This window comes from Thauera butanivorans, assembly GCF_048398245.1.
Classification (GTDB): Bacteria; Pseudomonadota; Gammaproteobacteria; order Burkholderiales; family Rhodocyclaceae; genus Thauera; species Thauera butanivorans.
In genome coordinates this window covers 1,793,178-1,817,270 of record NZ_CP183038.1, presented here as the reverse complement: position 1 = coordinate 1,817,270, position 24,093 = coordinate 1,793,178, and the positions used below count along the sequence as shown (strand labels likewise).

At 66.5% G+C, this 24,093-nt stretch carries 23 protein-coding genes and 2 tRNA genes; 11 read left to right on the top strand and 14 right to left on the bottom strand.

The annotated features are described in order from the left end of the window. Positions 1–42: 42 nt before the first annotated feature. The gene (gene nadB / locus ACNQFN_RS08790) at positions 43–1,635 is read left to right on the top strand and encodes an L-aspartate oxidase (protein WP_068634820.1); all 1,593 of its coding nucleotides are present in this window, start codon (positions 43–45) and stop codon (positions 1,633–1,635) included. Here nadB and ACNQFN_RS08785 read toward each other — a convergent pair whose 3' ends face one another. The 9 genes from ACNQFN_RS08785 to ACNQFN_RS08745 all read right to left on the bottom strand — a co-directional run bounded on the left by ACNQFN_RS08785 (position 1,636) and on the right by ACNQFN_RS08745 (position 8,364). Beyond that, on the bottom strand, positions 1,636–2,130 hold the full coding sequence (locus ACNQFN_RS08785; RefSeq protein ID WP_418648578.1) for a protein YgfX: 495 nt from the start codon (positions 2,128–2,130) through the stop codon (positions 1,636–1,638). Between the two features lie 23 nt (positions 2,131–2,153). Further along, positions 2,154–3,389, bottom strand: a complete 1,236-nt coding sequence (fabF, locus tag ACNQFN_RS08780) for a beta-ketoacyl-ACP synthase II (protein ID WP_418648577.1) — start codon at positions 3,387–3,389, stop codon at positions 2,154–2,156. A gap of 92 nt (positions 3,390–3,481) precedes the next feature. Next, positions 3,482–3,721 carry an acyl carrier protein gene (acpP, locus tag ACNQFN_RS08775; protein WP_002930040.1) on the bottom strand — a complete coding sequence of 80 codons (240 nt, stop codon included), beginning with the start codon at positions 3,719–3,721 and terminating at the stop codon, positions 3,482–3,484. 90 nt (positions 3,722–3,811) lie between these two features. Continuing rightward, complete coding sequence (gene fabG / locus ACNQFN_RS08770; protein WP_068634641.1) at positions 3,812–4,561, bottom strand: 3-oxoacyl-ACP reductase FabG; 750 nt, start codon at positions 4,559–4,561, stop codon at positions 3,812–3,814. Positions 4,562–4,563: 2 nt separating this feature from the next. Continuing rightward, positions 4,564–5,493 (bottom strand): ACP S-malonyltransferase, encoded by a 930-nt coding sequence (gene fabD, locus ACNQFN_RS08765; RefSeq protein WP_068634642.1) that lies wholly within the window; start codon positions 5,491–5,493, stop codon positions 4,564–4,566. Positions 5,494–5,528: 35 nt separating this feature from the next. Continuing rightward, positions 5,529–6,494: a beta-ketoacyl-ACP synthase III gene (locus tag ACNQFN_RS08760; RefSeq protein WP_068634643.1), complete on the bottom strand. Its 966-nt coding sequence runs from the start codon at positions 6,492–6,494 to the stop codon at positions 5,529–5,531. After that, a complete protein-coding gene (gene plsX / locus ACNQFN_RS08755; RefSeq protein WP_068634821.1) occupies positions 6,491–7,507 on the bottom strand; it encodes a phosphate acyltransferase PlsX in 1,017 nt (338 codons plus the stop codon). Before plsX ends, ACNQFN_RS08760 begins: the two co-directional genes overlap by 4 nt. A 102-nt stretch (positions 7,508–7,609) precedes the next feature. Continuing rightward, positions 7,610–7,789 (bottom strand): 50S ribosomal protein L32, encoded by a 180-nt coding sequence (rpmF, locus tag ACNQFN_RS08750; RefSeq protein WP_068634644.1) that lies wholly within the window; start codon positions 7,787–7,789, stop codon positions 7,610–7,612. A gap of 29 nt (positions 7,790–7,818) precedes the next feature. Next, on the bottom strand, positions 7,819–8,364 hold the full coding sequence (locus tag ACNQFN_RS08745) for a YceD family protein (RefSeq protein ID WP_068634645.1): 546 nt from the start codon (positions 8,362–8,364) through the stop codon (positions 7,819–7,821). Between the two features lie 228 nt (positions 8,365–8,592). On the opposite strand from ACNQFN_RS08745, the gene ACNQFN_RS08740 reads away from it, so the two are divergent. Both ACNQFN_RS08740 and ACNQFN_RS08735 read left to right on the top strand, forming a co-directional pair. Continuing rightward, positions 8,593–9,168, top strand: a complete 576-nt coding sequence (locus tag ACNQFN_RS08740) for a Maf family protein (RefSeq protein ID WP_068634646.1) — start codon at positions 8,593–8,595, stop codon at positions 9,166–9,168. After that, positions 9,165–9,908, top strand: a complete 744-nt coding sequence (locus ACNQFN_RS08735) for an SAM-dependent methyltransferase (RefSeq protein ID WP_068634647.1) — start codon at positions 9,165–9,167, stop codon at positions 9,906–9,908. Before ACNQFN_RS08740 ends, ACNQFN_RS08735 begins: the two co-directional genes overlap by 4 nt. Before the next feature lie 136 nt (positions 9,909–10,044). On the opposite strand, the gene ACNQFN_RS08730 is transcribed toward ACNQFN_RS08735, so the two are convergent. Together ACNQFN_RS08730 and ACNQFN_RS08725 are read right to left on the bottom strand one after the other, a co-directional pair. Continuing rightward, entirely contained in the window at positions 10,045–10,701 is a 657-nt protein-coding gene (locus ACNQFN_RS08730; RefSeq protein WP_068634648.1) for an HAD-IA family hydrolase, read from the bottom strand. Positions 10,702–10,705: 4 nt separating this feature from the next. Continuing rightward, positions 10,706–11,665 carry an RluA family pseudouridine synthase gene (locus ACNQFN_RS08725; RefSeq protein WP_068634822.1) on the bottom strand — a complete coding sequence of 320 codons (960 nt, stop codon included), beginning with the start codon at positions 11,663–11,665 and terminating at the stop codon, positions 10,706–10,708. On the opposite strand from ACNQFN_RS08725, the gene ACNQFN_RS08720 reads away from it, so the two are divergent. After that, on the top strand, positions 11,664–12,002 hold the full coding sequence (locus tag ACNQFN_RS08720) for a hypothetical protein (protein WP_245650801.1): 339 nt from the start codon (positions 11,664–11,666) through the stop codon (positions 12,000–12,002). The genes ACNQFN_RS08725 and ACNQFN_RS08720 overlap by 2 nt on opposite strands. A gap of 108 nt (positions 12,003–12,110) precedes the next feature. Next, positions 12,111–15,164, top strand: coding sequence for an Rne/Rng family ribonuclease (locus ACNQFN_RS08715; RefSeq protein WP_418648576.1), 3,054 nt, complete (start codon positions 12,111–12,113; stop codon positions 15,162–15,164). Positions 15,165–15,254: 90 nt separating this feature from the next. On the opposite strand, the gene ACNQFN_RS08710 is transcribed toward ACNQFN_RS08715, so the two are convergent. Then, a complete protein-coding gene (locus ACNQFN_RS08710) occupies positions 15,255–15,725 on the bottom strand; it encodes a low molecular weight protein-tyrosine-phosphatase (RefSeq protein ID WP_418648575.1) in 471 nt (156 codons plus the stop codon). Positions 15,726–15,742: 17 nt separating this feature from the next. Continuing rightward, positions 15,743–17,839: an excinuclease ABC subunit UvrB gene (gene uvrB, locus ACNQFN_RS08705; protein ID WP_418648574.1), complete on the bottom strand. Its 2,097-nt coding sequence runs from the start codon at positions 17,837–17,839 to the stop codon at positions 15,743–15,745. 144 nt (positions 17,840–17,983) lie between these two features. Between uvrB and ACNQFN_RS08700 the strand changes: the two genes are divergently transcribed. The 5 genes from ACNQFN_RS08700 (at position 17,984) to ACNQFN_RS08680 (ending at position 21,878) form a co-directional block, all read left to right on the top strand. Further along, positions 17,984–19,192, top strand: a complete 1,209-nt coding sequence (locus ACNQFN_RS08700; RefSeq protein WP_418648573.1) for an amino acid aminotransferase — start codon at positions 17,984–17,986, stop codon at positions 19,190–19,192. Between the two features lie 90 nt (positions 19,193–19,282). Continuing rightward, positions 19,283–19,358 (top strand) — tRNA-Asn (locus tag ACNQFN_RS08695). A 74-nt stretch (positions 19,359–19,432) separates the two neighbouring features. Beyond that, positions 19,433–19,508, top strand: a tRNA-Asn gene (locus ACNQFN_RS08690). Positions 19,509–19,796: 288 nt separating this feature from the next. Continuing rightward, a complete protein-coding gene (locus ACNQFN_RS08685) occupies positions 19,797–20,645 on the top strand; it encodes a hypothetical protein (protein WP_418648572.1) in 849 nt (282 codons plus the stop codon). A gap of 273 nt (positions 20,646–20,918) precedes the next feature. Then, on the top strand, positions 20,919–21,878 hold the full coding sequence (locus ACNQFN_RS08680) for a TerC family protein (protein WP_418648571.1): 960 nt from the start codon (positions 20,919–20,921) through the stop codon (positions 21,876–21,878). A gap of 6 nt (positions 21,879–21,884) precedes the next feature. Here the strand turns inward: ACNQFN_RS08680 and ACNQFN_RS08675 are convergent, their stop codons facing one another. Then, positions 21,885–22,799: a LysR family transcriptional regulator gene (locus ACNQFN_RS08675; protein ID WP_418648570.1), complete on the bottom strand. Its 915-nt coding sequence runs from the start codon at positions 22,797–22,799 to the stop codon at positions 21,885–21,887. Positions 22,800–22,971: 172 nt separating this feature from the next. Here ACNQFN_RS08675 and ACNQFN_RS08670 point away from each other — a divergent pair, with 172 nt between their 5' ends. Further along, positions 22,972–24,081, top strand: a complete 1,110-nt coding sequence (locus tag ACNQFN_RS08670; protein ID WP_418648905.1) for an S-(hydroxymethyl)glutathione dehydrogenase/class III alcohol dehydrogenase — start codon at positions 22,972–22,974, stop codon at positions 24,079–24,081. Positions 24,082–24,093 lie beyond the last annotated feature (12 nt).

Here is a 24,093-nt window from a genome sequence, read left to right as displayed (position 1 = left end):
GTGCTATATTTTTGGCCCTTTCCCTTGAGCGCGAGCGACATCTTGCTGAAACAGTACGACGTACTCATCCTCGGCAGCGGTGCGGCAGGCCAGTCCATGGCCCTCAGGCTCGCCGACAGCCTGCGTGTCGCCCTCGTCACCAAGCGCGAACTGTCCGACAGCGCCAGCAACTGGGCCCAGGGCGGCATCGCCGCGGTACTCGACACCGCCGACAGCATCGAAGCCCACGTCCAGGATACCTTCACCGCCGGCGCCGGCCTGTGCGACCCCGAAGCCACCCGCTTCGTCGTCGAGAACGGCAAGCGCGCCATCGAATGGCTGATCGACCGTGGCGTGCCCTTCACCCGCGAAGCCGACTCCCAACTGGGCTACCACCTGACCCGCGAAGGCGGCCACTCGCACCGGCGCATCATCCACGCCGCCGACGCCACCGGCGCCGCGGTGCAATCGACGCTGTCCGCCCAGGTGCGGGCACACCCGAACATCGACATCTTCGAGCATCACATCGCCGTCGATCTGGTGCTCGGCGACAAGATCGGCCAGCCGGACGAAGGCTGCCTCGGCGCCTACGTGCTCGACATCGAAGCCGGCAGGGTGGTGACCTTCGCCGCGCGCAACACCGTGCTGGCGACCGGCGGCACCGGCAAGGTCTATCTGTTCACGACCAACCCCGACGTCGCCACCGGCGACGGCGTGGCGATGGCCTGGCGTGCCGGCTGCCGGGTGGCGAACATGGAGTTCATCCAGTTCCACCCGACCTGCCTCTACCATCCGCAGGCCAAGTCCTTCCTGATCTCCGAAGCCGTGCGCGGCGAAGGCGGCCTGCTCAAGCTGCCCGACGGCACGCGCTTCATGCCCGAGCACGATCCGCGCGAAGAACTCGCGCCGCGCGACATCGTCGCCCGTGCGATCGACTTCGAGATGAAGAAGCGCGGCCTCGACTGCGTGTATCTGGACATCAGCTACAAGCCGACCGAATGGCTGCGCTCGCACTTTCCCAACATCTACGCGCGCTGCCTGGAACTCGGCATCGACATCACCCGCGAGCCGATCCCGGTCGTGCCTGCTGCGCACTATTCCTGCGGCGGCATCGTCACCGACCTCGCGGCGCGCACCGACGTGCCCGGCCTGTATTCGGTGGGCGAATCCGCCTGCACCGGCCTGCACGGCGCCAACCGCCTGGCGAGCAATTCCCTGCTCGAATGCCTGGTGTATGGCGAAGCCGCAGCGAACGACATCCTGGCGAAACCGAAGCGCCCCGCCCCGGTGCTACCCGACTGGGACGAGAGCCGCGTCACCGATGCCGACGAGGAAGTCGTGATCTCGCACAACTGGGCGGAACTGCGCCGCGCGATGTGGGACTACGTCGGCATCGTCCGCACCACCAAGCGGCTGAAGCGGGCACAGCATCGCATTCGCCTGCTGGCACGCGAAATCCATGAGTTCTACTCGAACTTCCGCGTCACCAACGACCTCATCGAACTGCGCAACCTGGTGGTCACCGCCGACCTGATCGTCTCCTGCGCGCTCAAGCGCAAGGAAAGCCGCGGCCTGCACCACTCGCGCGACTACCCGGATCTGCTGCCGCGGGCGCGCGAAACCATCCTGCGCCCACCACGCAAGCGCCGAACCTGATCAGGCGCCGGCCAATGGCGCGGCCTTGTGCCGCAGCCACATCCGCAACAGCCGCCAATGCACCGGCGCCATGTTGGCCCGCAGCAGCATCAAACGGCGCTGGAGCCTTTCCGGGGAAGCGCCACTTTCGGCCACCGGGCCGACGAGCGGCAGCCATACCGCCCAGCCGAAATCGACCGCGCCGGGCGCGAGGCGATAGTCGTGAATGGCAGCGGCATCGCCATCGGCGCAGCATTGCACGCTCAGCCCGCCTTCGCCCCCAAGGACGAGCCCCCATCCGCGCTTGGCGCGCTCCCGGGCAAGGGCATGGAACAGCGACAGCGGCAGCGCAAGCCCGAGCGCGACACCCAGCAGTTGCAACCGCGACCACGGCTCGCCGGACGGCATCAGCCCCGGCACATGAAAAAGCGCCAACCCCGCCACGGCATGCGCGGCCAGGATCGACGCCATCACGGCCCTCGAAGGGCCAAGCGGAACGCTCAGCGGAAAGTGCATGGCTTCACCATGCGCCTTCCATCTCAGACCTTGCGGAACACCAAGGTGCCGTTGGTGCCGCCGAAACCGAAGTTGTTCTTCAGCGCGACATCGATCTTCATCGGGCGGGCGACGTTCGCGCAGTAGTCGAGATCGCACTCCGGGTCCTGCTCGAAGATGTTGATCGTCGGCGGCGAAATCTGGTTATGCACCGCGAGCACCGTGAACACCGACTCCAGGCCGCCTGCGCCGCCCAGCAGGTGGCCGGTCATCGACTTGGTCGAATTGACCACCAGCTTCTTCGCCGCATCGACACCGAAGGCGAGCTTGATCGCATCGGTCTCGTTCTTGTCGCCCAGCGGCGTCGAGGTGCCGTGCGCATTCAGGTAATGGACCTGGTCGGACGTCACGCCGGCGTTCTTCATCGCGTTGACCATGCTGCGGCGCGGGCCGTCGGTATCCGGCGCGGTCATGTGATAGGCATCGCCGCTCATGCCGAAGCCGGCGAGTTCGGCGTAGATCTTCGCGCCGCGGCGCACCGCGTGCTCGTATTCCTCGAGCACCATGACGCCGGCGCCCTCGCCCAGCACGAAGCCGTCGCGATCCTTGTCCCACGGGCGGCTGGCCGTCGCCGGATCGTCGTTGCGGGTCGACAAGGCCTTGGCCGAGGCGAAGCCGCCGATGGCGAGATTGGTGACCGTCGATTCCGCGCCGCCACAGACCATCACGTCGGCGTCGCCGTACTCGATCATCCGCGCACTCATGCCGATGGCATGAAGGCCGGTGGTGCAGGCGGTGACCACCGCCAGGTTCGGCCCCTTCATGCCGTACATGATCGACAGGTTGCCCGAGATCATGTTGATGATGGTGCCCGGAATGAAGAAAGGCGAAATCTTGCGCGGCCCGCCGCCGAGGAAATCGTCGTGCGTATCCTCGATCATCGGCAGGCCGCCGATGCCGGAGCCGATATTCACGCCGATGCGATCGGCGTTGCTTTCATCGACCACGATGCCGGAGTCGCGAATGGCCTGTATGCCTGCGGCCATGCCGTAATGGATGAACACGTCCATGCGACGCGCTTCCTTGGCGGACAGGTATTCGGTGACGTCGAAGTTCCTGACCTCGCCCGCGATCCTGGCCGAAAACGCACTCGCGTCGAAACGGGTGATCGGTCCGATGCCGCTCTTGCCGGCAAGCAGGTTTTCCCAGGCTTCGGGAACAGTATTGCCGACTGGCGAAATGGCACCCAGACCGGTGACGACGACTCTACGACGCGACACGGGCAACTCCGTTGAAATCGGTGGAATGAAGACATGCGTATCCGGACACCGCAACAGCGGCATCCGGACCGCGTTCGCTCAAGAGAAGCGAATTACTTCTTGAGGTGGGCGTTGACGTAGTCGATCGCCTGCTGGACGGTGGTGATCTTCTCGGCCTCTTCGTCCGGAATCTCGCACTCGAATTCTTCTTCGAGGGCCATGACCAGCTCCACGGTGTCCAGCGAATCCGCGCCAAGATCATCGACGAACGAAGATTCGGTCTTGATCTCCGATTCGTTCACGCCAAGTTGCTCAGCGACGATCTTCTTGACGCGCTGTTCGATGTTCTCCATGAACTAACTCCTTCCCTGAGGGTAACGGGTGTATTGAAAAAGCCGGCGTATTCTACCAAAACCCGGCCGAACCGCTATCCTGACCGATGATCAGGACATGTACATACCGCCGTTGACGTGCAGGGTGGTCCCGGTCACGTAGGCGGCAGCAGGCGAGGCAAGGAAAGAAACTGCCCCGGCGATCTCTTCCGGACGGCCCAGACGGCCCAGCGCGATGTTGCCCAGCAGCGCGTCGCGCGCAGCTTCCGGCAGCGCACGCGTCATGTCGGTGTCGATGAAGCCGGGCGCCACGCAATTGACGGTGATGTTGCGGCTGCCCAGCTCGCGCGCCAGTGCGCGCGTCATGCCGGCCACGCCGGCCTTGGCCGCAGCGTAGTTGGCCTGGCCCGGATTGCCGGCGCTGGCCACCACCGAAGTGATGTTGATGATGCGGCCCGTGCGGGCCTTCATCATGCCGCGCATGACCAGCTTGCTCATGCGGAAGACCGCGCGCAGGTTGGTGTCGAGCACCGCATCCCACTCGTCGTCCTTCATCCGCATCGCCAGGTTGTCGCGGGTGATGCCGGCATTGTTGACCAGGATGGAAATCGCGCCGAAGCGCTTCTCGACCTCGCCGACCAGCGCCTCACAGGAGGCCGCGTCGGTGACGTCGAGCGCCAGCCCGGCGCCCTTGATACCTGCATCGGCCAGCGCCTTGTCGATGTCGGCGGCACCGGCTGCGGAAGTGGCGGTACCGACGACGGTCGCGCCGAGACGGCCCAGTTCCAATGCCACGGCGCGGCCGATGCCGCGCGACGCGCCAGTGACCAGCGCGACCTGTCCTTCAAGCGAGAAACTCATATTCACCTCACCGCCGCAATCGACTGTTCGAGGCTCGCCGCATCGTGCGCCGAACCGCCTTCCACATCCTTGGCAATGCGCTTGGTCATGCCGGCCAGCACCTTGCCCGGCCCGCATTCGATGACGTGGCTCATGCCGCGCGCCGCCATCGCCTGCACCAGCTCGATCCAGCGCACCGGCGAATAGGCCTGGCGCACCAGGGCGTCGCGGATCTTCTCGGGATCGTCGTAGACGGCGACGTCGACGTTGTTGATGACGTCGATCTCCGGCCGGGCGATGACGATGTCCGCCAGGCGCTCGGCCAGGCGTTCGGCCGCAGGGCGCATCAGCGCGCAGTGGAAAGGCGCGGATACCGGCAGCAGCACGGCGCGCTTGGCACCCCTGGCCTTGGCGATCTCGCCGGCGCGCTCGACCGCGGCCTTCGCACCGGCGATGACGATCTGGCCCGGCGCATTCAGGTTGGCGGCCTCGACCACCTGCCCCTGCGCCGCTTCGGCACAGGCTTCGCGCACGGCGTCGGCCTCCAGGCCCATCACCGCGGCCATCGCGCCTTCGCCGGCGGGCACCGCTTCCTGCATCGCCTGGGCGCGGAAGCGCACCAGCGGCACGGCATCCTTGAAAGCCATCGCCCCGGCAGCGACCAGCGCCGAGTATTCGCCCAGGCTGTGCCCGGCCACCAGCGCCGGCTTGGGGCCGCCCGCGGCCAGCCAGGCGCGCCAGGCGGCAACGCCCGCCGTCAGCATCAGCGGCTGGGTGTTGACCGTCAGTGCCAGACGCTCGGCCGGGCCGTCGCACACCATCGCCCACAGATCATCGCCCAGCGCATCGGACGCTTCGGCGAAGGTTTCACGAATCACTGCGGATTCGCCGTAGGCGGCCATCATGCCGACCGATTGCGAACCCTGCCCGGGAAAAACCAGCGCAAATGCCATGCCTGCTCTCCGGTTGTCAGAAGTTGAATGAGGAATCAGAAATCGATCAGGGCCGCGCCCCAGGTGAAACCGCCGCCGACGCCCTCGACGACGATGCGATGGCCCGGACGGATCTGGCCGCCGCGCACGGCCTCGTCCAGCGCCAGCGGAATCGACGCTGCCGAGGTGTTGCCGTGGTGATCCAGCGTGGTGACGACCTTTTCCATCGACAGGCCCAGGCGCTTGGCCGTGGCCTGGATGATGCGGATGTTGGCCTGGTGCGGGATCAACCAGTCGATGCTGTCGGCGGTGACGCCCGCGATGTCTAGCACTTCGTGGGCGACTTCGCCGAGCACCTTGACCGCGAACTTGAACACCGCCTGGCCGTCCATGCGCAGGAAGGGGTCGCCGATGACCTGGCCCGAGGCGACGCCGCCCGGCACGCACAGGATCGGATGATGGCTGCCGTCGGCGTGCAGCGCCGACGCGCGGATGCCGGGCTGCGCCGAGGCTTCGAGCACCACCGCGCCGGCGCCATCGCCGAACAGTACGCAAGTGGCGCGATCGGACCAGTCGAGGATGCGCGAGAACACTTCGGTACCCACCACCAGCGCACGCTTGTGGCTGCCGGAACAGATGAACTTCTCAGCCACCGACAGCGCATAGACGAAGCCGCTGCACACCGCCTGCACGTCAAAGGCCGCGCCGCCGTTGCGGATGCCGAGCTTGGACTGCAGCAGCGTGGCCGTGCTCGGGAAGATGTAGTCCGGCGTCGAGGTGGCGACGATGATCAGGTCGATGTCCTCGGCCTCGCAGCCCGCCGCGTCGATCGCGCGCTCGGCGGCGATTCGCGCCAGATCGCTGGCGCCGACGTCGGCAGCAGCCAGATGGCGGCTGCGGATACCCGAGCGCGAGACGATCCAGTCGTCCGATGTGTCGATACCGCGTGCGACCAGATCGTCGTTGCTGACCGGTTCACCGGGCAGGTAGCTGCCCGTGCCCGCGATCCTTGCGTAGATCATGCCTTCACCTCGTTCATGCTCGCCATCCGTTCGGAAATCCGCTCAATGAGCCGGTTCGACGCCGCCTCGGCGGCGCGCGCAAGCGCAGTGCTGAAAGCGAGCACGTCGGCCGAACCATGGCTCTTGAGCACCACTCCGCGCAAGCCCAGCAGCGGCGCACCATTGTAAAGGCGATGATCGACCCGCTGCTTGAAACGCTTGAGCACCGGCAATGCCACGGCAGCCATCAGCTTGGTCAGCAGCGAGCGGCTGAACTCCTCCTTCAGCATCGCGCCCAGCATCTGCGCCAGCCCTTCCGAGGTCTTGAGCGCGACGTTGCCGACGAAGCCGTCGCACACGACGACGTCCACCGTGCCTTCGTAGATGTCGTCGCCTTCGACGTTGCCGTAGAAGTTGAGTCCGCTGGCACGCAGCAGGTCGGCCGCCTCCTTGACGACGTCGTTGCCCTTGATCGCCTCTTCACCGATGTTGAGCAGGCCGACGCTCGGACGCTCCTTGTGCTCGATGGCCGCGACCAGCGACGAACCCATGACGCCGAACTGCAGCAGGTGCTCGGCCGAACAGTCGACGTTGGCGCCGAGATCGAGCACATAGGTGTGCCCCCTCATCGACGGCAGCACGGTGGCGATCGCCGGCCGGTCGACGCCGGGCAGCGTCTTCAGCACGAAACGCGAGATCGCCATCAGCGCGCCGGTATTGCCGGCCGACACGGCGGCGTTCGCCTCGCCGGCCTTGACCAGGTCCATCACCACGCGCATCGACGAATCCTTCTTGGTGCGCATGGCGATCGCCGGCGGGTCGTCCATGGTGACGACCTCGGACGCGGGACGCAGCTTCAGGCGGGCGCCGAATTCGGATTGGGCCGTACCGAGCAGAGGCTGTATCGCCTCTTCCCGGCCGACCAGGATTACGTTTGCATCGGCATGGCTGCGCAGGAAGGACAGCGCGGCAGGCACGGTCACGGCCGGGCCGTGATCGCCACCCATGCAGTCGATCGCAATGGTGACACCCATCGGCATCTCGCGTGACTCAGGCGGAAAATGTAAAGAATGCGCGGAAAAAAAGCGGCGCAGGCGCAAAGCGCCATACGCCGCCTTCGCGTACCGGGAGCAGGATTACTCGCCCTTGGCCTTCATGACCTTCTTGCCACGGTAGACGCCGCTCGGGCTGACGTGGTGGCGCAGATGGACCTCACCGGTGGTCGGCTCGACGGCCAGCGCCGGAGCGGTCAGGAAATCGTGGGAACGGTGCATGCCACGCTTGGAGGGGGACTTCTTGTTCTGTTGGACGGCCATGAAAATACTCCTGAGACAAATTGATGCGCCTAGTCTGCGCGATGACTGCCTCGCAGCGACGCCAGCGCAGCGAAAGGCGATTCTTCGTTGGCCCCGTTGACTCCCCGGGGCGCCTCACATTGTTCGTGTCGCGGTGCAATCGGCAGGGCCAGCAGGATCTCTTCCTCGACCAGCGCCAGCACGTCGAGACCTTCCTCGATCTCGATCGCATCGACTTCGTCGTCTTCGAGTTCCTCGTCGGGAATGGGCTGCCCCGCCCTCACCGGCTGCAGCATGGTCTCGACCGCCAAGGGCCAGCCGAAACCCGCCAGGCAGCGCTGGCAACGCAGATCCAGCCGCCCTTCGAGCACCAGCCTGAGCCGGGGTTCCCGCCGGCCGGACGAGCCACCTTCGGCAAGCGTCCGTTCAGCCAGCGAGCCTTCGATCTTCCAGCCCACCACGCCCGCATCGCTGGCCAGCACATCGGCCAGGCGCGGCAATTCCGCCACCTCGACCTCGCCCGACAGGGTCCGTGCCTCGGCGGCGAAACGGAAGGGATCGGCAATCCTGCCGAGCGACGCGCCTCGTTGCGACATAGCCGTGCATGATATTATTTTTTCGGGCTTTGTGTCAAAGCCATTGAAGGGAAAGACGCCCCGCACTCTCCTCTCCCCGACCCGCAACGGGGCGCTCCGAAACCGGGCACCGCCAGCCAGGCGCCCTGATGTCGGACGCCCTCCCCGCCAGGAAGAAGAGGAGCGGAACCACACTCGGGACGACCACTCGATCGGCCCGCCATCCCCGCCCACCTGCCGAACCACGCAATGAAGCTGATCCTCGCCTCCACCTCCGCCTACCGGCGGATGCTGCTCGAACGCCTGCTCATCCCGTTCGAGACCGCACGCCCCGACACCGACGAAACCCCGTTGCCGGGCGAAGCCCCCGACGCCACTGCCGAACGCCTCGCCGCCGACAAGGCGCGCGCCGTGGCACCGGCCTGGCCGGACGCACTGATCATCGGCAGCGACCAGGTTGCCCACATCGGTGACCAGGTGTTCGGCAAACCGGGCAGCGAGGAGCGCGCCATCGCCCAACTGCAGCAGATGAGCGGCCAAACCGTGAGCTTCCACACCGCGCTCGCGCTGCTCAATACCCGCACCGGCCGCCTGCAGGTCGAAGGCGTGCCGACGCGCGTGCGTTTCCGCAGCCTGAGCGAAGACGAGATCCGCCGCTACGTCACCGCCGAGCGCCCGCTCGACTGCGCCGGCAGCGCCAAGGTGGAGGGCCTGGGCATCACCCTGCTCGAAGCGCTGTCCGGCGACGATCCCACGGCGCTGATCGGCCTGCCGCTGATCACGCTGTCGCGCATGCTGCGCGCCGAAGGCGTCGCCCTGCCATGAGCGCCGCCCACTCCCCGGCCGGCGAACGCGGCACGCTCTTCCTCGTTCCGGTCGCCCTCGGCGACACGCCCTGGCCCGGCTTCCTGCCCACCCAGGCGCAGGCGATCGCTGCCGGCCTGGAACACTTCGTCGTCGAAAACGCCCGCGCCGCGCGTGCCCACCTGAAGCGGCTCGACTACCCTCGTCCGCTGCGCGACACCGACATCCGCGAACTGCCGGCCGACCCTGCGACCGCGCAGGATGCGGCTTTCGACATGCTGCTCGCGCCGGCGCTGGAAGGCCGCGACCTGGGCCTGATGTCGGACGCCGGCTGTCCCGCCGTCGCCGATCCCGGCGCCCGCCTGGTGGCGCGCGCCCACGCGCTGGGCATCCGCGTCGCACCGCTGGTCGGGCCCTCGTCCATCCTGCTCGGCCTGATGGGCTCGGGCCTGAACGGCCAGAGCTTCGCCTTCCATGGCTATCTGCCGGTCGACGAAGCCGGCCGCGACACCGCGCTGCGCGCGCTGGAAGACGAATCGCGCAAGCTCGGCCGCACCCAGATCTTCATCGAGACACCCTACCGCAACGAACGCATGTTCGACGCGCTGCTGAAGACGCTGAAGCCGGACACCCGCGTCTGCGTCGCCCGCGAACTCAATACTGCCGAGGAGGCCATCCATACGCGCAGCGTGCGCGAATGGAAGAAAGCCATCCGCCCGGTGCTGGCGAAGCGGCCTTGTTTGTTTCTGCTGCTGGCTTAGGCTGGCGCCCATACGGTCGCCGCAGGAGCGGCCGCGAATGCAGCCGTGGAAGCATCAGCGAGGCCCTGTTCGCAGCCAGGCGTCCCGGCTGAAGCCGCTACGGGAAGAGGCCTCCCGGCACCGTGAAGGCAACAAACTAGGCACGCTCCAGCAGCCAGCGCGCCATGTCGCCCGGCGTGCGCACGCAGGCCAGCGGCCGTTCGGCCTCCAGCACTGCCAGCGGATGCGCACCGAAGCCCACCGCCAGGCCGGCTACGCCGGCGTTGCGCGCCATCTGCATGTCATGGGTGGTGTCGCCCACCATCAGCGTGCGCGCCGGATCGGCACCGAGTTCGTCCATCAACTGTTCCAGCATCGCCGGATGCGGCTTCGAGAAGCACTCGTCGGCGCAGCGCGTCGCGAGGAAATGCGCGCCCAGCCCGGTATGCGCCAGCGCCCGATCCAGGCCGACCCGGCTCTTGCCGGTGGCCACCCCCAGCATGCGGCCACGCCCGGCCAGCTCGGCGATCAACTGCGGCACGCCGTCGAACAAGCGCAGTTCGTGGTCCATGGAGAGGAAATGATGGCGATAGCGCTCGATGATGCGCGGATAGTCGGGCTCGCGCAGCGCCGGCACCGCGTGGCGCAAGGCTTCGCCCAGCCCCAGCCCGATCACGTAGCGCGCCTGCTCGTCGCTCGGCTCGGGCAGACCGAGATCACGACAGGAAGCCTGGATGGCCTGGGCGATGGCCGCCGCCGAATCGAGCAGCGTACCGTCCCAGTCGAACACGATCAGATCGAAACCCTCAACCATTCGCTCAGCCACTCGTCTTCTCCGCGACGCCCAGGGCGTCGATGAAGGATTGCAGTTCCGGCGGCAGCGCCGCCTCGAAGGACAGCGCCTCGCCAGTCAACGGGTGCTGGAACGAGAGCCGCGCCGCATGCAGGAACATGCGCTTCAGCCCCTCGCCTTCCAGCCGCTTGTTGAGGGCGAAGTCGCCGTACTTGTCGTCGCCGCACAGCGGAAAACCGAGATGCGTCAGATGCACCCGGATCTGGTGGGTGCGGCCGGTCTTCAGTTCCACTTCGAGCAGGCTGTAGTCGCGCCAGCGCTTCACCAGCCGCACGATGCTGTGCGAAGGCTTGCCCTCGTCGCCGACGCGCACGCGGCGTTCGCCTTCGGCAGTCAGGTACTTGAGCAGCGGCGCCTTCACGTGCTGCAAGGGGTTGCTCCAGCGCCCCGCCACCAGGGTCAGGTAGCGCTTCTCGACGCACCCTTCGCGCAGCAGGTCGTGCAGCGCGGTCAGCGCGGAACGCTTCTTCGCCACGATCAGCAGGCCCGAAGTCTCGCGGTCGAGCCGGTGCGCCAGTTCGAGCATGCGCACTTCAGGCCGCTGCACCCGCAACTGCTCGATGACGCCGTAGCTGACGCCGCTGCCGCCATGCACGGCCTTGCCCGCCGGCTTGTCGATGACGATCAGCGCGTCGTCCTCGTACACTACCGGCAGCGGCTTGCCCGCCGGCGCGGGCGCGCTGCGCACGGGTTCGGCGACCCGGATCGGCGGAATGCGCACTTCATCGCCTTCGGCCAGGCGGTAGGTCTGCTGCACCCGCCGGCCGTTCACCCTCACCTCGCCGCTGCGCAGGATGCGGTAGATATGGCTCTTGGGCACACCCTTGGCGATGCGCTGCAGGTAATTGTCGATGCGCTGCCCGGCCGAAGCCTCGTCGATGCGCTCGTGTCTTACCGCAATGCTTTTGCCTTCGATAGTCGTCATGAAATATACTTTCGGGCGGTCGACCCGGTCGCTGCCAGCCAAGTGCATCAGTCGAGGCTCCGTACGTCGAAACGACGGGCCTGAAGACGACGGCAAACTGCTGGCGATGAGCCCTGAAGAGCGCTCCCGGCGTCGCCGCTGCGTGCCATCCAATGCCAAAAAAGGCGCCGATGGTAACGCAATCGCCAACTTCGATACACCCGTCCAGCCCCTGGGTTGGATTTTGACGCGTTACTCGCACTTGCAGGATCAAATGTTCCGGCCCGGCAGCCCCATGACCGGCCCGCTGGCGGGAACAAGAGAATATCGACCAGCCGACCCATCACAGCCCGACTAACCCACCGGATGCAAACAGAAGCCCAAGCCAATCGCTCCTGAAGCCGGAAAGCGCGATGGTGCGCGCCGTTCGTCCTGCCCGTGCTTTTGACGCGGGAGAACGATCCAAATGAAGCGCATGCTTTTCAATGCGACGCAGGCCGAGGAACTGCGCGTCGCAATCGTGGATGGTCAGAAACTGATCGACCTCGATATCGAATCGGCCTCGAAGGAAGAACGCAAGAGCAACATCTACAAGGCGGTCATCACCCGCATCGAGCCCAGCCTCGAGGCCGCCTTCGTCGACTATGGCGCCGAGCGCCATGGCTTCCTGCCGTTCAAGGAAATTTCCCGCTCCTACTTCCAGCCCGGCGTGGACGCCGGCAAGGCCTCCATCAAGGAAGCGCTGAAGGAGGGCCAGGAACTGATCGTCCAGGTCGAGAAGGACGAGCGCGGCAACAAGGGCGCAGCGCTCACCACCTACATCTCGCTGGCCGGCCGCTACCTGGTGCTGATGCCGAACAACCCGCGCGGCGGCGGCGTGTCGCGCCGCGTCGAAGGCGACGAGCGTGCCGAACTGCGCGAAGCGATGGACCAGCTCGACGTGCCGCAGGGCATGAGCCTGATCGCCCGCACCGCCGCGATCGGCCGCAGCGCCGAAGAGCTGTCATGGGACTTGAGCTACCTGCTGCAACTGTGGCGCGCGATCGAAGGCGCGGCGCAGAGCCAGAGCGGCGCTTTCCTGATCTACCAGGAAGGCAGCCTGGTGATCCGCGCGATCCGCGACTACTTCCAGCCCGACATCGGCGAGATCCTGATCGACACCGACGACGTCTATGAACAGGCCTGCCAGTTCATGGGCCACGTCATGCCCGCCAACGTCACCCGGGTGAAGCGCTACAGCGACGACGTGCCGCTGTTCTCGCGCTTCCAGATCGAGCACCAGATCGAATCGGCCTACTCGCGCCAGGTCGGCCTGCCCTCGGGCGGCGCCGTCGTCATCGACCACACCGAGGCGCTGGTGTCGATCGACGTCAACTCCGGCCGCGCCACCAAGGGCTCGGACATCGAGGAAACCGCCTTCCGCACCAACTGCGAGGCGGCCGACGAAATCGCCCGCCAGCTCCGCCTGCGCGACCTCGGCGGCCTGATCGTCATCGACTTCATCGACATGGAGTCGGCCAAGAACCAGCGCGAAGTCGAGAACCGCCTGCGCGACGCGCTGCGCCACGACCGCGCCCGCGTGCAGACCGGCAAGATCAGCCGCTTCGGCCTGCTCGAACTGTCGCGCCAGCGCCTGCGCCCGGCCCTGGCCGAAACCAGCTACATCACCTGCCCGCGCTGCAACGGCACCGGCCACATCCGCAGCACCGAATCGTCGGCGCTGCACATCGTCCGCATCCTCGAAGAAGAAGCGATGAAGGACAACACCGGCGCGGTGCACCTGCAGGTGCCGGTCGACGTCGCCACCTTCCTGCTCAACGAGAAGCGCGTCGACATCGCCCGCATCGAGATGCGCCACAAGGTGCAGCTCATCATCGTCCCCAACCGCCACCTCGAAACGCCGGCACACGAAATCATCCGCCTGCGCCACGACCAGCTCAACGCCGAGGACATCGCGCTGGCGAGCTACCAGATGGTGCAGAAGCCCGACGAGGACGTCGCCCGCCTGCCAAGCAAGAACAACGAGCGCCCCGCCCGCCAGGAAGCCGCGGTCAAGAGCATCGCCCCGGCCCAGCCCGCGCCGGCCGCCGCCAACGCTGCACGGCCGGCCGAGCAAAGCGCCGCCGCAGCCGAGCCGAAGGGGCTGCTGGCACGCATCATGAGCTGGTTCTCCGGCGCCAAGCCGCAAACCGCCCCGGCCCCCGACCCCGCCGCCGAAACGGCGCCGAAACGCGAAACCCGTGCACGTGGCGAGCGCACTGGCGAAGGACGCCGCAACGGCGGCAACCGCGGCCGCCGTGGCGAACGCGATGGCGACGCACAGCCCGGCCGTAGCACGCGCGGCGAACGCCAGGAACGCGCCGAGGCCGCCGACAAGCCGCAGCGCGCCGAAAAGGCCGAACGCAGCAGTGAACGCACCGAAGGCCGCGGCCGTGGCCGCAGCCGTGGCGAACGCAGCAACGAACGCGCAGCCGAAACCCTGCCGGCCGGTGCCCTGGCAGCCGAGGGCAACGACGAACTGCTGAAGTCCGCCGCCGCATTGACCACCGTTGCCGCCGCCACCGCTGCTGAGGCCGCCCCGGCCGACGCCGCCAGCGGCGAAGAAGGCGCGTCCGGCGAAAAGCGCCGCCGCCGCGGCCGCGGCCGTGGCCGCCGCACGGGCGAAGCCCTGGCGGATGCCGCAGCGCAAGGCAGCACGGAAACAGGCGCAGCAGGCGAAGACGCTGCGACCGCCGAAGACGCCAGCGCCGCTCCTGCCGCTCCGGTCGAGGAAAGCCCTGCCGCGGAAGCCGCGCCCGTCGCTGCTGAAACCGCTGCAGAGGTGATCGAACAGCCGGCCCAGGCCGAAGCGCAAGCTCCGGCTGAACAGACCGAAGCCTCCGCAGCCGAAGCAACGCCGGCCGAAGCACCGGCCGTGGCTGAAGTGGATACGGCCGAAGCAGCCACTGCTCCGGCAGCAGGAGCCGTGCAGACAGCCGAAGAAGCCGCAGCGCTGCCGGTCGTCGCCGTGACAGTTGAGGCAGTCCCCACTACGCCGGTCGATACCGCGCCGGTCGATACCGCGGTGACCGAGGCGGAAGCGCTGGCCCCGGTCAAGCTCGCAAGCGAAGTCGAAGCAGAACAGCCGGCAGCAATCGAGGCAGCGGCAGACGAAGCTCCCGTAGCGCAGGCGCCGGTCGTAGAGCTCGCCGCTCAGCCGGTCGCCGAGGAAAGCACGGCAGTCGAAACCGAAGCGCCAGCCCCGGCCGACACGGTGCCTTCGCTGATCGAGCGCGCAGCCATCGCCGCCCGAACCACCAATGGCGAGGCGACGAGCGCCGAAGCCGCTGCAAGCCTGGCGCCGAGCGCCCCCATCTCGGTTCCGGGAGAAAACGGCCTGGTCATGATCGAGACCGATCCGACCAAGCGCGCGGCATTCGGCACCGGCGCCCCGGAGCAGCCGGTCCGCCTCGGCCGCAAGCCGCGCCCGGCTCCCGTCATCATCGAAGAGCCGCTGCAGCAGGTCGAAACGCGCAATTGAGCGCAGGTTCGATCCGCACATGCGAAAAGGCCACTCCCTTGCGGGGGTGGCCTTTTTCTCATTCAGGCGCCGATACGGCGCACGGACCGCTCAAGCCTGGGTCGTCACGCTCTCCAGCAAGCCGCGCACGCCGCTCTCGCACAGATCCAGCACGGCGTCGAAGCCCTTCGGCCCGCCGTAGTACGGATCGGGCACCTCGTCGAGTTCGCTGTCGCGCGCATAGCTCATGAACAGGCCCAGGCGCGGGAGATAGACCTCCGGGCACATGCGCTGCATGTGCTCCAGGTGGCCGCGATCCATCGCCAGCACGAGATCGAAACGCTGGAAATCGGATACGTGCAGCTTGCGCGCGCGCAGGTCCGACAGATCGTAGCCGCGCTGCTGCGCCGCCTTGCGCGCGCGCGGATCGGGCGCCTCGCCGACGTGGTAGCCGTGCGTGCCCGCGGAATCGACCTCGATCAGCCCGCCGAGCCCGCCGGTCTGGATGTAATGCCGGGCGATGCCCTCGGCGGTCGGCGACCGGCAGATGTTGCCGGAGCACACGAACAGGATTTTCACCATTTCTCCTCCCCTCCTCGTCAAACGCTGCCGTGCTGGTCTGCGCCAAACGCGCGCTGGCGAAGCCTGAACAGCTCGTCGCGTGCCGCAGCGGCTTTCTCGAACTCCAGGTTACGGGCGTGTTCCTGCATCTCCTTTTCCAGGCGCTTGATCGCCCGCGCCAGTGCCTTCTCGTCCATCACCGCATAGTCGGCCTCCTTCTCGGCCACACGCGCGGTGTCGCGCTTGGCGCCATCCGAATCATAGACCCCGTCGATGATGTCCTTGATCCGCTTCGTCACCGATTTCGGCACGATGCCGTGGGCTTCGTTGAAGGCGATCTGCTTCTGGCGGCGGCGTTCCGTCTCGCCGATCGCCGCCTTCATCGAGTCGGTCATGCGGTCGGCGTACAGGATGGCGGTGCCATGCAGGTGGCGCGCGGCGCGGCCGATGGTCTGGATCAGCGAGCGCTCGGAACGCAGGAAACCTTCCTTGTCCGCATCCAGGATCGCCACCAGCGACACTTCGGGAATGTCCAGGCCTTCGCGCAGCAGGTTGATGCCCACCAGCACGTCGAATTCGCCCAGGCGCAGGTCGCGGATGATCTCGACGCGCTCCACGGTGTCGATGTCCGAATGCAGATAGCGCACGCGGATGCCGTTGTCGGCCAGGTAGTCGGTCAAGTCCTCGGCCATGCGCTTGGTCAGCACCGTGACCAGCACGCGCTCATTCACCGCCAGCCGCTTCTTGATCTCGGTCAGCAGGTCGTCGACCTGCGTCATCGCCGGGCGCACCTCCACCAGCGGATCGATCAGCCCGGTGGGACGCACCACCTGCTCCACCACCTGGCCCTGGTGCTCTTCCTCGTACTTCGCCGGCGTCGCCGAGACAAAGATGGTCTGCGGCATCAGGCGCTCGAATTCCTCGAACTTCAGCGGCCGGTTGTCCAGCGCCGACGGCAGGCGGAAGCCGTAGCCGACGAGGTTCTCCTTGCGCGAGCGGTCGCCCTTGTACATGCCGCCGACCTGGCCGATGGCGACGTGCGATTCGTCTACGAACAGCAGCGCATCGGCCGGCAGGTAGTCGATCAGCGTCGGCGGCGGTTCGCCCGGCGCGCGCCCGGACAGGTGGCGCGAGTAGTTCTCGATACCCTTGCAGAAGCCCATCTCGTTGAGCATCTCGAGGTCGAAGCGGGTGCGCTGCTCGATGCGCTGCGCTTCCACCAGCTTGCCTTCGCGCTGGAACAGGGCGACGCGCTCGCGCAGTTCCTCCTTGATCGCCTCGACCGCCTTCAGCACCGTGGCGCGCGGCGTCACGTAGTGGCTGGACGGGTAGACGGTGAAGCGCGCCAGCTTGTGCTTGAGATGGCCGGTGAGCGGGTCGAACAGCGTCAGGTGCTCGATCTCGTCGTCGAACATCTCGATGCGCACCGCCAGTTCGGCGTTTTCCGCCGGGAACACGTCGATGACGTCGCCGCGCACGCGGAAGGTGCCGCGGCGGAAATCGATGTCGGCGCGGGTGTACTGCATCGCCACCAGGCGCTGGATCAGGTCGCGGTGCGCCATGCGCTCGCCCTCGCGCAGGTGCAGGATCATGGCGTGGTAGTCGACCGGATCGCCGATACCGTAGATGCACGACACCGTGGCGACGATCACCACGTCGCGCCGCTCCATCAGGCTCTTGGTCGCCGACAGCCGCATCTGCTCGATGTGCTCGTTGACCGACGAATCCTTCTCGATGAAGAGGTCGCGCGAGGGCACGTAGGCTTCGGGCTGGTAGTAGTCGTAGTAGCTGACGAAGTACTCCACCGCATTCTCGGGCAGGAACTCCTTGAACTCGGCGTACAACTGCGCCGCCAGCGTCTTGTTCGGTGCCAACACCAGCGCCGGCCGGCCCATGCGGGCGATGACGTTGGCCATCGTGTAGGTCTTGCCCGAGCCGGTCACGCCCAGCAGGGTCTGGTACATCAGCCCGTCCTCGACCCCTTCGCACAGCAGGCGGATCGCCTCGGGCTGGTCGCCGGCGGGTGGAAACGGCTGGTGCAGGCGGAAAGGACTGCCTTCGTAGCTCACCACCTGCGGTCCGTTCGCCGGGCTGCCGGACGCGGTGCTTCCTTCGCTGTTGCCATGACTCGTCATGCTAATATTTCGCCTTGCGTGTGCGGTGCACCAAGAACGGCGCGCCGGACGAAAACGCCGATTATTTCCCAAATCGCGCGACAAGGCACGGCCCATGCCGTTCCTGTTACGCGGCCTCGCCACCGTAGAACCCCTGGAGTCCTCATGTCTGCTTCGATCTTCGCCGCCGTCGAGATGGCGCCCCGTGACCCGATCCTTGGCCTGAACGAGGCCTTCGCCGCCGACACCCGCGCAGAGAAGGTCAACCTCGGCGTCGGCGTCTACTACGACGACAACGGCAAGATTCCGCTGCTGGCCGCCGTCCGCGCGGCCGAGAAGGCTCGCCTCGAAGCCCAGCCGCCGCGCGGCTACCAGCCGATCGAAGGTCCGGCCGCCTACAACGGCGCCGTGCAGAACCTGCTGTTCGGCAAGGACTCCGCGCTGGCCACCAGCGGCCAGGTCGTCACCGTCGAAGCACTCGGCGGCACCGGCGCGCTGAAGGTCGGCGCCGACTACCTGAAGCGCCTGCTGCCCGGCGCCAGCGTCTACATCTCCGACCCGAGCTGGGAAAACCACCGCGCCCTGTTCGAATCGGCCGGCTTCCCGGTGCAGACCTACGCCTACTACGATGCCGCCACCCGCGGCGTGAACTTCGCCGGCATGAAGGCCAGCCTCGAAGCCGCCCCCGCCGGCTCGATCATCGTGCTGCACGCCTGCTGCCACAACCCCACCGGCGCCGACCTGTCCGACGCCCAGTGGGACGAAGTCGTCGCCGTGTGCCGCAGCCGCGGCCTGGTGCCCTTCCTCGACATGGCCTACCAGGGCTTCGCCGACGGCATCGACGCCGACGCCGTCGCCGTGCGTGCCTTCTCGTCCAGCGGCCTGCAGTTCTTCGTCTCCAGCTCGTTCTCCAAGAGCTTCTCGCTCTACGGCGAGCGTGTCGGCGCGCTGTCGATCGTCACCGCCAGCAAGGAAGAAGCCGGCCGCGTGCTGTCGCAGGTCAAGCGCGTGATCCGGACCAACTACTCCAACCCGCCGATCCACGGCGGCGCCATCGTCGCTACGGTGCTCAACTCGCCCGAGCTGCGCCAGCAGTGGGAAGACGAACTGGCCGGCATGCGCGACCGCATCCGCGCCATGCGCACCAGCCTGGTCGAGCAGTTGAAGGCCGCAGGCGTGGCCCAGGACTTCTCCTTCGTCATCAAGCAGCGCGGCATGTTCTCCTACACCGGCCTGAGCGCCGGGCAGGTCGAGAAGCTGAAGGCCGATTTCGGCATCTACGCCGTGTCGACCGGCCGCATCTGCCTGGCCGCACTGAACTCGAAGAACATCGGCTACGTCGCCAAGGCCATCGCCCAGGTCGTCAAGGGCTGAGCAAGAATCGAGACGGAGCGGTGAAAGCAGGAAAAATCACCGCTCCGCCTTGACGCGACACGACACCATTCCTATAATGCGCGCCTCTGTTCCCCGATAGCTCAGTCGGTAGAGCGCCGGACTGTTAATCCGTAGGTCCCTGGTTCGAGCCCAGGTCGGGGAGCCAAAGCTTCAGAACCTGCCGTTTCACACGGAAACGACAGGCAGCAGCAAACACCGAGTTTCAGCACAAGTTTCAATTCCCCGATAGCTCAGTCGGTAGAGCGCCGGACTGTTAATCCGTAGGTCCCTGGTTCGAGCCCAGGTCGGGGAGCCATGTTACCCCGCACTGTGAACCGCCAATGGCATTCACAATGCTTTCAGGCCAGTAATCCAGCGCCACTTCGGTGCCGCGGATACTGGCCTTTTTCATTCAATGCTTGGTCAGGAAGTTCTGCAGCATTTGCGGCTTCAATATCGAATGGAGTGGCAGCGCGGAATTCGCAGACGGGGTATCAATACCCTTGGCTCGATACGAGCTTCGTGCCAAAGAGCATCAAGGACGTTCACCTGGATTCCGGCGTATGCTAACCCCCCAAGAGATTGGCTTATCTTGAGGCATACCATGGACATCGACCTCGCCGCCTTCCGTCTCAACGCCCTCGCCCTGCTGACGCGCGCCGATGCCAGCAGCGGGGCCGCAAGCGCCGGCCAGGCCGGCCTGTTCGAGACGCTGCTGAAGCTCCAGAGCGCGCGCCTGCCCGGTGCCTCGGGCGCCGGCATGGACGGTATGCTGCCGGGCGGCACATCGGCACGGATGCAGTCAGTGCTTGCCCAGCTCGAAGCGAGCAACAGCGCCTTCCTGCGGCGCTACAACACGCGCGTCGAGTCGATCGGCAACGAAGCCGAAGTGCTGACGCGCCTGCGCGAGCGGCTGGCCGAACTGGGCAGCGCCGGCGATGGGCTGAAGCAGCTCACGGCGGCCAGCGCGGACGGTGACATCAAGGCCGCACTCAGGGATTTCATCGAGCGCTACAACCAGTGGGACAGCGAATTCGATCCCTATTTCGAGGACGGCGCGCTGCTCGACGGCAACCAGGCGGGCGAAGTCGCGCGCTTTTCGCTGCGCCGCGAAGTCGGTTCGATCTTCCATGGCGCGGGCAACGGCGGCTTCGCCCTCGGCCTCACCGACATGGGGGTGGGCTTCACGCCCGATGGCCAGCTGCAACTCGACGAACAGGCTTTCGATGCCGCGCTGCTGGCCGGGCGCGAAGGCGCGCTGCAGACGCTGCACAACGTCGCCGGCGCTTTCTCCACTGCAGCCGAGCTGCTTGCCGCCGATGGCCATCTGCTGGATCGGCGCATCGGCAACGCCGGACGTGCCGTGGCCTGGGCAGCGGAGAACCAGGGCGCGCTGATGGCCGAATTCGGCCCGAACACCGCCGCGGCAAAACTGGCGAAATGGTATCGCTGACGCCCATCGCCCGGCCTGATTCGTTCCGCTTGACTTTCCCCCTGCATCGCATACACTCGCGGCCTTCAAGGGGAGTAGCTTCTCAAGCCGCAACATCGTCATCACGGCAGCCTGTCGCCAGACATGCTCCCGGTGCTGCGGGCAACCGGATCATCGGAACATCGATTCGTTGCAAGCGAGACCTTGCCCAAGGGCAAGGTCCGTGCACGCAAAACAGCTGCAGGGTCTGTGTCCTTCGGGAACAGGCCCTTTTTGTTTTGTGCGGAGCACGCAATGGAATCGATCGGTACGTGGTGGTTGTGGGCGGTGTTTGCCGCCATCGTGGTGGTGATGCTGCTGGTGGATCTGTTCGCCTTCGGCGGCGGCAAGCAGCATCGGGTATCGCTGAAGGAAGCGGCCGGCTGGTCGGTGGCCTGGGTTACGGTGTCGCTGCTGTTCGCCGGCGGGCTGTGGTGGTATCTGGACGGCACCATGGGCCGCGCGATCGCCAACGAGCAGGCGCTGGCCTTCGTCACCGGCTATCTGGTCGAAAAATCGCTGGCGGTCGACAACGTCTTCGTCTGGATGATGATCTTCAGCTTCTTCGCCGTGCCGCTGGAACTGCAGCGCCGCGTGCTGCTGTACGGCATCGTCGGCGCGATCGTGCTGCGCACGATCATGATCTTCGCCGGCAGCTGGCTGATCGCCGAATTCCACTGGCTGCTGTACGTGTTCGGCGTCTTCCTGGTGATCACCGGCATCAAGATGGTGTGGTTCGCCGAGCACGACCCCGACCTCGACAAGAACCCCTTCGTCCGCTGGATCCGCAACCACTACCCGGTCACCGAGCGCCTGGAAGGCGAGCGCTTCTTCGTCGTCCGCGACGGCGTGCGCATGATCACCCCGCTCTTCCTCGCGCTGGTGCTGGTCGAGATCTCGGACGTGATCTTCGCGGTCGACAGCATCCCGGCCATCTTCGCGATCACCACCGATCCCTTCATCGTGCTGACCTCGAACCTGTTCGCCATCCTCGGCCTGCGCGCGATGTACTTCCTGCTCGCCGACCTGGGCGACCGCTTCGAACTGCTCAAGTACGGCCTGGCGGCGATCCTGATCTTCATCGGCACCAAGATGCTGATCGTCGAGTGGATCAAGATCCCGGTGCTGGTCTCGCTCGGCGTGGTCGCGGTGATCCTCGCCATCGCCGTCGGCGCGAGCCTGTGGCACAGCGCGAAGAAGAGGTCGCAGGCCTGATGCGTATCAATCGCGCAGCCAGGAGACCGCCTCGGCAGCAAAATGCTCGACGAGGCGGTCGAACACCAGCCTGATCCGCGCCGCCACCGGTCCGCGCTGGGGACGATAGACCGACAGCCCCCAGGGCTCGGGGCGGAGCTCGGGCAGCACCTCGACCAGCCGGCCGGCGCGCAAGTGCGGCTGGGCCAGCGGCGCCGCCAATTGACCGAAGCCGATGCCGGCCAGCACCGCATCGGCTTCGGCGCGCGTGTCGTCGGTGGCGAAAGCCGGCGCACGCGGCAGCCATTGCTGGCCGCGCGCGAGGAACCACACCCAGGGCTTGCCGGTGTTCGGGTCGATGACGGCGGTGGCCGGCCGCTCGGCCAGCTCCTGCAAAGTCCGCGGTGTGCCGACACGCTCGATCAGCGAGGGCGCGCCGGCGATGTGGAAAGGCACCTGCGCCACCGCGCGGGCGACGAAACGGCTGTCGCGCAGCGAGCCCAGCCGCACGCCGATGTCGATCTGCTCATCCACCACGTCCACGAACTGGTCGGACAGGCGCAGATCCAGCTGCAGCCCCGGATGACGGGCACACAGTTCGGCCAGCACCGGCGTCAGCCAATCGCGCTGCAGCGCCCGCGGTGCGGTGATGCGCACCAGGCCGCTGAGGCCGCAGTCCTGCTCCTTCGCGCTTCTCTCGAACAGCTCATCCACGCCCTTGACGCTGATACGCGCGCGGGCCGCAAGTTGTTCGCCGAATTCGGTGATGCGGGTGTGGCGGGTGTTGCGGTGGAACAGCAGTTCGCCGACGTGGCCTTCGAGCTCCTTCACCGCCCGCGTCACTGCCTGCGGCGACACGCCGAGCCGGGTCGCCGCCTCCTTGAAGTTGCGTGTTTCGGCCGCGGTGCAGAAGATCCGCAGCATTTCCAGGCGGTTCAGCATCGTGTGATTCCTGTGTGGGGCAACGCCCCTGATTATTCCACTCACCGGAATTCTGAAATCAAAAACTATTCATTCATTGGATCAATCTGTCTTGGAATACTCATGGGTTCCGACGCTTGGCCTCCTGCGGCCAGGCTGTACAGAAGAACGACAGGAGCCCACAGCCATGACCATAAAATCCCGCGCCGCCGTTGCCTTCGCCGCTGGCGAACCGCTGAAGATCGTCGAGATCGACGTCGAACCGCCGCGCAAGGGCGAAGTGCTGGTGAAGATCACCCACACCGGCGTCTGTCACACCGACGCCTTCACGCTGTCCGGCGACGATCCGGAAGGCATCTTCCCCGCCGTGCTCGGCCACGAAGGCGCCGGCATCGTGGTGGAAGTCGGCGAGGGCGTGACCAGCGTCAAGCCGGGCGACCACGTGATCCCGCTGTACACCGCCGAATGCGGCGAATGCCTGTTCTGCAAGAGCGGCAAGACCAACCTGTGCGTGGCCGTGCGCGCCACCCAGGGCAAGGGCGTGATGCCCGACGGCAGCACCCGCTTCTCCTACAACGGCCAGCCGATCTACCACTACATGGGCTGCTCGACCTTCTCCGAATACACCGTGGTCGCCGAAGTGTCGCTGGCCAAGGTCAACCCGGAAGCCAACCCCGAGCACGTCTGCCTGCTCGGCTGCGGCGTCACCACCGGCATCGGCGCAGTGCACAACACCGCCAAGGTGCAGCAAGGCGATTCGGTGGCCGTGTTCGGCCTCGGCGGCATCGGCCTGGCGGTGATCCAGGGCGCGCGCCAGGCCAAGGCCGGCCGCATCATCGCGATCGACACCAATCCGTCCAAGTTCGAGCTGGCCAGGCAGTTCGGCGCCACCGACTGCGTGAATCCCAAGGACCACGACAAGCCGATCCAGCAGGTCATCATCGACATGACCGGCTGGGGCGTGGATCACAGCTTCGAGTGCATCGGCAACGTCAACGTGATGCGCGCGGCGCTGGAATGCGCGCACCGCGGCTGGGGGCAGTCGGTCATCATCGGCGTGGCCGGCGCGGGTCAGGAAATCTCCACCCGTCCGTTCCAGTTGGTCACCGGCCGCAAGTGGATGGGCACCGCCTTCGGCGGCGTCAAGGGCCGCAGCCAGCTGCCGGGCATGGTCGAGGATGCGATGAAGGGCGACATCGAGCTCGCGCCCTTCGTCACCCACACCATGGGGCTGGAGAAGATCAACGAAGCTTTCGACCTGATGCACGAAGGCAAGTCGATCCGCTCGGTCATCCACTTCTGATCGAAGCGGAGA

Coding starts and splice junctions, on each gene's coding strand:
- plsX (WP_068634821.1), bottom strand. CDS start 7,507: ATGGGTGTCACCATTGCGATCGACTGCATGGGTGGCGATCACGGCCCG.
- ACNQFN_RS08740 (WP_068634646.1), top strand. CDS start 8,593: ATGAAGCTGATCCTCGCCTCCACCTCCGCCTACCGGCGGATGCTGCTC.
- acpP (WP_002930040.1), bottom strand. CDS start 3,721: ATGGAGAACATCGAACAGCGCGTCAAGAAGATCGTCGCTGAGCAACTT.
- fabD (WP_068634642.1), bottom strand. CDS start 5,493: ATGGCATTTGCGCTGGTTTTTCCCGGGCAGGGTTCGCAATCGGTCGGC.
- ACNQFN_RS08745 (WP_068634645.1), bottom strand. CDS start 8,364: ATGTCGCAACGAGGCGCGTCGCTCGGCAGGATTGCCGATCCCTTCCGT.
- ACNQFN_RS08710 (WP_418648575.1), bottom strand. CDS start 15,725: ATGGTGAAAATCCTGTTCGTGTGCTCCGGCAACATCTGCCGGTCGCCG.
- ACNQFN_RS08680 (WP_418648571.1), top strand. CDS start 20,919: ATGGAATCGATCGGTACGTGGTGGTTGTGGGCGGTGTTTGCCGCCATC.
- ACNQFN_RS08735 (WP_068634647.1), top strand. CDS start 9,165: ATGAGCGCCGCCCACTCCCCGGCCGGCGAACGCGGCACGCTCTTCCTC.
- ACNQFN_RS08760 (WP_068634643.1), bottom strand. CDS start 6,494: ATGATCTACGCAAGGATCGCGGGCACGGGCAGCTACCTGCCCGGTGAA.
- ACNQFN_RS08715 (WP_418648576.1), top strand. CDS start 12,111: ATGAAGCGCATGCTTTTCAATGCGACGCAGGCCGAGGAACTGCGCGTC.
- uvrB (WP_418648574.1), bottom strand. CDS start 17,839: ATGACGAGTCATGGCAACAGCGAAGGAAGCACCGCGTCCGGCAGCCCG.
- ACNQFN_RS08675 (WP_418648570.1), bottom strand. CDS start 22,799: ATGCTGAACCGCCTGGAAATGCTGCGGATCTTCTGCACCGCGGCCGAA.
- fabG (WP_068634641.1), bottom strand. CDS start 4,561: ATGAGTTTCTCGCTTGAAGGACAGGTCGCGCTGGTCACTGGCGCGTCG.
- ACNQFN_RS08725 (WP_068634822.1), bottom strand. CDS start 11,665: ATGACGACTATCGAAGGCAAAAGCATTGCGGTAAGACACGAGCGCATC.
- ACNQFN_RS08700 (WP_418648573.1), top strand. CDS start 17,984: ATGTCTGCTTCGATCTTCGCCGCCGTCGAGATGGCGCCCCGTGACCCG.
- ACNQFN_RS08730 (WP_068634648.1), bottom strand. CDS start 10,701: ATGGTTGAGGGTTTCGATCTGATCGTGTTCGACTGGGACGGTACGCTG.
- ACNQFN_RS08785 (WP_418648578.1), bottom strand. CDS start 2,130: ATGCACTTTCCGCTGAGCGTTCCGCTTGGCCCTTCGAGGGCCGTGATG.
- ACNQFN_RS08720 (WP_245650801.1), top strand. CDS start 11,664: ATGAAATATACTTTCGGGCGGTCGACCCGGTCGCTGCCAGCCAAGTGC.
- rpmF (WP_068634644.1), bottom strand. CDS start 7,789: ATGGCCGTCCAACAGAACAAGAAGTCCCCCTCCAAGCGTGGCATGCAC.
- ACNQFN_RS08685 (WP_418648572.1), top strand. CDS start 19,797: ATGGACATCGACCTCGCCGCCTTCCGTCTCAACGCCCTCGCCCTGCTG.